We start from the raw sequence: 6,523 nt of genomic DNA, 5'->3' as shown, positions 1-6,523 counted from the left end.
ATGAGATTTCCCTTTGCTTTAAGCAAATAAGATCCCTCAGAGACGATGAGGTTGATAGGTCCGAGGTGGAAGCGTGGTGACACGTGGAGCTGACGGATACTAATGGATCGATGACTTATCTATCTGATCAATATCGTTCGTGAAAAGATCCTTCCTTTTTCATTCTTGAATGTTTCCTTATCCAGTTTTGAGGGTTTACCTCAAACTTTATATTGATGTGGTGGTGAAGGCGAAGAGGTCACACCTGTTCCCATGCCGAACACAGCAGTTAAGCTCTTCAGCGCCGATGGTAGTCGGGTTTACCCCCGTGAGAGTAGGACGCCGCCATGTCATTCAACAACCCTTCAGGATTCTTTCCTGTAGGGTTGTTTTTTGTCTCGTAAAAGAGTTAGACCAAAAAATATACAAGCTCCTCTATCTTCTACACTTGAGTTATCGCGAAAAAGAGTGAGGTATTGTGCATTTGTTTTTCTTAATTTTTGCAGCCCCAACACATTATTAGAATATATAATTTCTTATAAAAAATGAGTTTAATAATATGGCTGCAAGTTTTCGCATATCCCAAAAGGGTGATTCTGATGCTTTGAACATCTGTGAGTCCACTTCTGAGACGTGAAGAATGTGATAAAATATAAGAGTACATAATAGTTCTATCAAATATTTAGGGCATCGGTATTTAGTAACCAGATCTTCATATGAGGCGACCGGTAAAGAAAGGATGTATGAAATGGCTGGATTAGTAAGGAAAAGAAACACATTTTGGAATTGGAAGTATGCAGTAATGCTTTTTCTTATTCCCATTGGCTTTTATTTAGCTTCTTTAAAAGAGGAGATTAGCTTCCTTCAGCATGCGGCATTTATAGCTATTATCATTTGGTTGGCAGTAATAGGGGTTTTTGGTGTGACCAATCGCTTCGAGCGATTGAAAGTATATGGTTATTTATACCTTTCTAGCAGTCTTGTTTTTGCTTACCTAGGACTTGTATTGATTTGGTAATAATGATGGAGATTAACTAGATTTCTCGATATACTCAAAAGAGAATATATGTTCGGAGGGATCAATATTCAACTAGAACGATGGAGTTATTCAAAAAGGAAAATGGTCCGCGGATATTTTGATAAGTATCCGAATTCTACGGTCTACTTTCGCAGAATTCGGGATTTTTATATGGTATATATGGTAGATTGGGATGAAGGGGATCCTCTTATTAAAAAGGAGGATCGTGAGATAATGCAGCAGTTGATTAACAAAGAGCTGGGTAGGTTGAAAGCTTATGAGCAAAGAAAGTCGAGAAAGGTTTAAAGTCTTTCTCGACTTTTTGATTGTCTAAATATCACCTCCATCCCCATTAGTAGTGAGAAAGTATTTTACATCAATTTTTGTTTACGCCATAGCTTCCCAAGCGGCATGCATACCTGCTACTCTTCCGGTAACCATTGCTGATGTAATATTATAGCCCCCAGTATATCCATGAATGTCCAAAATCTCTCCACAAAAATATAAGCGTTCCATAAGCTTGGATTGCATGGTATTTGGAACGATTTCTTTGATTGAAACTCCCCCTCCGGTAACAAAGGCTTTTTCAAGAGGTTGGGAACCATGGATGTGTACATGGAAATTTTTTAACATTTGGGTAAAGCTTCTCAGCTTTTCGTTTGAAATATTGGCAGATTTTTCTTCAGGAGAGATTTCAGCTTTCTCGAGAACAAAATCAAGCAGTCGTTCAGGTACTATTCCTTTAATAACATTCCGAAATGTTTTTTTGGCATGGTCTTTGATGGATTTTTGTAATTGCTCTAGTAATTCATTTTCTTTTTGATTAGGAAGAGCGTCAATTTCGATCGTTACAAGCTTGCGCCCTTTCATAAATTCTTTCACAACGAACTGAGAGCACCTCAAGACAGCTGGACCGGATAATCCAAAATGGGTAAATAACATATCCATTCTGTGGGTAACTATTTTCTTCCCTTTTTCATTCAAAACAGACACGTCTACGTCTCTTAATGAGAGTCCCTGTAAGGTTTTGTTTTTAATAAATGAATCATTGGATAGAAGTGGAACTTCTGTCGGGAAGAGATCAGTAATTGTATGGCCTGCTTTTTTGGCCCACGCATATCCATCCCCTGTAGAACCAGTGTGAGGGACTGCTTTTCCTCCTACGGCCAGAATTAGCGACCGGGTTGTGATTTTTTCTTTTGATTTCAAAATCACTTGATGTTCATCTTCCCCATAATGGATCGCCTCTACCGGTGTTTCCGTTCGTACTTCAATGTTTAGTTCTTTCATTCTGTTTAATAAGGCATGAACGACATCCTTTGCTTTATTACTAACAGGAAACATCCTGCCATGGTCTTCTTCTTTCAGGGCTACTCCCAGTCCTTCAAAAAAATCAATAATGTCATAATTATTAAAGACAGAAAAAGGGCTGTATAAAAATTTCCCGTTTCCGGGGATATGCTTGATCACTTCTTCTTCTGGCAGACGGTTGGTTACATTACATCGTCCTCCGCCGGATATAGCTAATTTTGTACCTAATTTCTTGCCTTTATCGATTAGTAGGGTTTGTACTCCCTGCTCTGCGGCTGCGATTGCGGCCATTAGTCCTGATGGGCCTCCACCAATGACTGTTACTTGGTAAGTCATGGTTGTCTTCCTTTCTTAGGTCATTCGTTCTTGTTCTTCCTTTATCTATGATAAAATAGATGAGGTCGATTCTACAATAAAATTGAAGGTGAAAAGGAAATTATGTCAAAGATACTTAAAGGTACAATGTTATTAACGGCAGGAACGTTTTTATCGAAGTTCCTGGGAATGATTTATACGGTTCCGTTTGAAAATATGGTGGGTGCAGAAGGGACAGATTTATTTTCTATTGCTTATGTTCCATACAGCATCCTGCTTAGCTTATCAAGTATGGGGGTGCCTGTGGCTGTATCAAAGTTTGTTTCTAAATATAATTCCTTAGGTGATTACGAAACAGGACGCAGGATGTTAAAAGCGGGTCTAACTTTAATGTCCCTTACAGGCGTACTAGCATTCTTCGTTTTATTCTTCTCAGCAGAACAGGTGGCGGCCTGGACAATTGGAGAAGAATCTGATCGTCTTGGACACGCAACAATGGTTATACAAATGGTCAGTTTTGCTTTATTGGTCATCCCGCCGATGAGTATAACCCGGGGCTTCTTTCAAGGGCATGAATCCATGGCTCCAACTGCCGTTTCACAAGTGATAGAGCAGGTTGTAAGGATTGTGTTCTTGCTTACTTCCGTCTTTATTATCGTTCAAGTGATGCAGGGACCTAAACCTCAAGCTGTAGGGTTTGCAACTTTTGCTGCTTTTATTGGTGGAATTGCTTCGTGTATTGTACTGTATATTTATTGGAGAAAACGGAAGCCCTATCTCGATCGTCAATTAGAGGCACAGGAGTATACGTATGGCCTATCTAACAAAGAGATGTTTAAAGAGTTATTTACGTATGCAGGGCCATTTATATTAGTAGGAATTGCTACCCCACTTTATCAACTTGTGGATCAGTTCACTTTAGAGAAAGCAATCAAAGCTTCTGGAGCAGAATATCATAATGCATTTTCTATTATTAACTTTTTAAGTCACAAGCTTATTATGATTCCAGTTACTTTAGGACTCGGTTTATCTCTGGCTCTTTTACCAGCGATTACACAGGCATTCACAAAAAATGAAATGAATCGGTTAAACCATCAAATTAACCAAGCCTTGCAAATTGTAGCTTTGTTAATCATACCAGCAGTTGTCGGACTATCAGTAGTCGCGTTTGAAGCTTATGGTACATTTTATGGGGTGGAGGAAATTAATTATCGTGGGGAATTGTTAAGGTGGTACGCACCTGTTGGTTTGTTCTTGGCCCTATACACGGTGACTTCCTCTATTCTTCAAGGAATCAATAAGCAGAACTTTGCAGTGATTAGTCTTGGAACAGGGATCCTAATCAAGCTTAGCACAAACTGGTGGCTGATCCAGTTGTTTGGAGCGAAAGGTGCAATCATAGCTACGGGACTTGGTGTGGCCACGGCTGTTACCCTGAACTTCTGGAGAATATTTACTACAATTGAATTTTCTTACCAGCAATTGTTTAAACGGACATTACTTGTATTAATCTTAACCATGATTATGGCTATAGTCGTTCTGGCTGTCAAATGGGTTCTTGGTTTTATATTTGATCCAACAGAAAAACGGCTGGATTCGCTGCTTGTATTATTCTTTAGTATTGGTACAGGTGGATTGGTTTACTTATGGTTAACTTATCAGACAACATTACTGGAGCGTGTATTAGGTGGCCGCGTTCGTATACTCGATAAGTTTTTAAAAAAGAGGGTAAAGGAGGAGTCTTCTATTGAGGATTGATAAGCTTTTAGCAAATATGGGTTATGGAACGAGACAAGAAGTGAAGACGCTGTTGAAAAGTGGAAATGTTCGTATCAATGGTAACCCAGAAAAAAGCGCAAAAACCCATGTAAATCCAGAAGAAGACCAAGTCACGGTCATGGGAGAGGAAGTAGAATATAGAAAATATATTTACCTTATGATGAATAAGCCGGGGGATTTAATTTCTGCGACCGAAGATGCGCATGATCCTACGGTAATTGATATATTGCAGCCTGAGGATCAGGTTTTTGACCCCTTTCCAGTCGGACGTCTTGATAAAGATACAGAAGGCCTTTTGTTAATAACGAATGATGGACAGTTGAACCATCGTCTCACTTCACCAAAGAAAGATGTAGGAAAAACTTATTTTGCTATAATCGATGGGAAAGTGACCGAAGAGGATGTACAAATATTTGCAAAGGGAATCACCTTAGATGATGGTTATCATACAAAGCCTGGAAAGTTAGTTGTACTCCATTCTGACGAGGTTTCAGAAATTGAGTTGACCATAACGGAAGGGAAGTTTCATCAAGTGAAACGAATGTTTGAGGCTATAGGTAAAGAAGTGACCTATCTCAAACGAATAATGGTTGGAGCTCTTGAACTTGATGAAGAACTTGATCTTGGAGAATACAGAGAACTGACAGATGAAGAAGTTGAATATTTGATGAATATTACGAACCTTGATTCATAAAAAGATCCCTTGGTTAACCGTAACCTCGCTGAAATTTATAACCTCTAGAAAAAAACACCCGGAAGATTTCTTCCGGGTGTCCTTAATAGCTGTATAACAGTTTTATGATATCTTTACTTTTTTTTCAGTGATTGTCCATTTTCCACGGTGCGGACTCGATACAAGCCCGTTATATTCCAAAATGCTTAAGTCCCTTTGCATCGTACGATCCGTAATACCGAACTCGTCTGCTAACTCGTTTGTCGAAACTGTCCCCTGGTCTTTAATATAAAGATAGACAGCTTTAATGCGATTGAGCATTCGGGAAGATGGATGATTCAAAAAACCACTCCTTAATCATCATTATATGGAACCAGTGGTGCATGTTAATCTCTGAAGTTGATTTCATTCTACAATATTGTGACGAATCGTGCTACTATAATCGGTTTAATTTACAGATTATTCACCTAATTTACTTCTTATTAAAGTTGGGAGGCTTAAATAGATGGTTTTACTAAGAAAATTCTTCTTAAAAATGGTGAACATCAGTAATGTTGTTTTATTTATTGCTAGTGCTTTGTTAATCCTGTTATCCACTATTTTTATCGTAATCGTAGAAAATGATACGTTCCCTACACTATTTGACGGTTTCTGGTGGGTAATGACGACCGTTACGACAGTTGGTTATGGTGATTATTATCCAGTTACAGTAGCTGGTCGTTCCATTGCCATACTATTATATGTATTAGGAATCGGACTTATTGGTATTGTTATAGGTAAAATTATTGATGGATTCGCCATTTTTCGAAAAAAACGTTTGGAGGGTGATATTGTGTATAAGGAAAACGGCCACTTTGTCATTATCGGCTGGTCTCAGAAAGCTCACTTTGCTGTGAAAGAGTTTATAGAAACGAACAAAGAGTGCAATATTGTCATCATTGATCAATTAAAAGAAGCACCGATCCTGACAGAAAATATCCATTATATTAAAGGGGACGCCTCTGATACAGACATTCTTGAAAAAGCGAACATATCAGGAGCCAGATCGGTGCTGATTTTTGCTGATGATCAAATGGAAAACGAACAGATGATAGATGGTAAAACATTGTTAATTGCATCCTCCATTGAAACCGTTGCACCAGGAGTTCATACGATTGTAGAAGTTATGGAAGAAAGGCATATTAAGAATTTCAAACATGCCCAAATAGATGAATTTATCGTATCTAATGAAACCATTTCTTCGCTTGCCGTTCGTTCAGCTTTCCGGAAAGGTGTGTCCGGTATATATGGACAATTGCTTAAGAGATCGGTAGGAGAAGATTTGTATTATATTCCTACTAAATCCGTATGGAAAACTTACCGCGATGCTTTTCAGTCTCTACTTGAAGAGGGGGGCTACGTTAATTGCTGATGGAAATGATCTTGCAATTAATCGTAAATTAAATGAA

The 6,523-nt window shown here is 38.6% G+C and carries 7 protein-coding genes and 2 rRNA genes; 7 read left to right on the top strand and 2 right to left on the bottom strand.

What is annotated here, in order from left to right; all coding sequences use genetic code 11:
* The 4 genes from BLW54_RS16765 to BLW54_RS16750 form a co-directional block, all read left to right on the top strand.
* Positions 1–123 (top strand): 23S ribosomal RNA (locus tag BLW54_RS16765); the annotation flags it as partial.
* A gap of 93 nt (positions 124–216) precedes the next feature.
* Positions 217–330, top strand: a 5S ribosomal RNA gene (gene rrf, locus BLW54_RS16760).
* Between the two features lie 397 nt (positions 331–727).
* Complete coding sequence (locus tag BLW54_RS16755) at positions 728–997, top strand: hypothetical protein (protein WP_035509745.1); 270 nt, start codon at positions 728–730, stop codon at positions 995–997.
* A 48-nt stretch (positions 998–1,045) separates the two neighbouring features.
* A complete protein-coding gene (locus BLW54_RS16750) occupies positions 1,046–1,303 on the top strand; it encodes a protein YuzH (RefSeq protein WP_051744260.1) in 258 nt (85 codons plus the stop codon).
* Between the two features lie 81 nt (positions 1,304–1,384).
* Here the strand turns inward: BLW54_RS16750 and BLW54_RS16745 are convergent, their stop codons facing one another.
* Positions 1,385–2,644: a BaiN/RdsA family NAD(P)/FAD-dependent oxidoreductase gene (locus tag BLW54_RS16745; protein WP_035509742.1), complete on the bottom strand. Its 1,260-nt coding sequence runs from the start codon at positions 2,642–2,644 to the stop codon at positions 1,385–1,387.
* 102 nt (positions 2,645–2,746) lie between these two features.
* On the opposite strand from BLW54_RS16745, the gene BLW54_RS16740 reads away from it, so the two are divergent.
* Together BLW54_RS16740 and BLW54_RS16735 are read left to right on the top strand one after the other, a co-directional pair.
* A complete protein-coding gene (locus BLW54_RS16740; protein WP_035509740.1) occupies positions 2,747–4,381 on the top strand; it encodes a putative polysaccharide biosynthesis protein in 1,635 nt (544 codons plus the stop codon).
* Positions 4,371–5,096 carry a pseudouridine synthase gene (locus BLW54_RS16735; RefSeq protein WP_074735993.1) on the top strand — a complete coding sequence of 242 codons (726 nt, stop codon included), beginning with the start codon at positions 4,371–4,373 and terminating at the stop codon, positions 5,094–5,096. The genes BLW54_RS16740 and BLW54_RS16735 overlap by 11 nt, the downstream gene beginning before the upstream one ends.
* Before the next feature lie 102 nt (positions 5,097–5,198).
* Here BLW54_RS16735 and BLW54_RS16730 read toward each other — a convergent pair whose 3' ends face one another.
* Entirely contained in the window at positions 5,199–5,417 is a 219-nt protein-coding gene (locus tag BLW54_RS16730) for a DeoR family transcriptional regulator (protein ID WP_035509736.1), read from the bottom strand.
* A 163-nt stretch (positions 5,418–5,580) separates the two neighbouring features.
* Between BLW54_RS16730 and BLW54_RS16725 the strand changes: the two genes are divergently transcribed.
* On the top strand, positions 5,581–6,486 hold the full coding sequence (locus BLW54_RS16725) for a potassium channel family protein (RefSeq protein ID WP_231622400.1): 906 nt from the start codon (positions 5,581–5,583) through the stop codon (positions 6,484–6,486).
* The last annotated feature ends 37 nt before the right edge of the window (positions 6,487–6,523 follow it).

This window comes from Halobacillus karajensis, from assembly GCF_900108515.1.
In the GTDB taxonomy this organism is placed as follows: domain Bacteria; phylum Bacillota; class Bacilli; order Bacillales; family Halobacillaceae; genus Halobacillus; species Halobacillus karajensis.
Note: the sequence above shows the minus strand (reverse complement) of the source record. Positions and strands in the feature narration are given on the sequence as shown.

Coding starts and splice junctions, on each gene's coding strand:
- BLW54_RS16745 (WP_035509742.1), bottom strand. CDS start 2,644: ATGACTTACCAAGTAACAGTCATTGGTGGAGGCCCATCAGGACTAATG.
- BLW54_RS16755 (WP_035509745.1), top strand. CDS start 728: ATGGCTGGATTAGTAAGGAAAAGAAACACATTTTGGAATTGGAAGTAT.
- BLW54_RS16740 (WP_035509740.1), top strand. CDS start 2,747: ATGTCAAAGATACTTAAAGGTACAATGTTATTAACGGCAGGAACGTTT.
- BLW54_RS16725 (WP_231622400.1), top strand. CDS start 5,581: ATGGTTTTACTAAGAAAATTCTTCTTAAAAATGGTGAACATCAGTAAT.
- BLW54_RS16750 (WP_051744260.1), top strand. CDS start 1,046: ATGTTCGGAGGGATCAATATTCAACTAGAACGATGGAGTTATTCAAAA.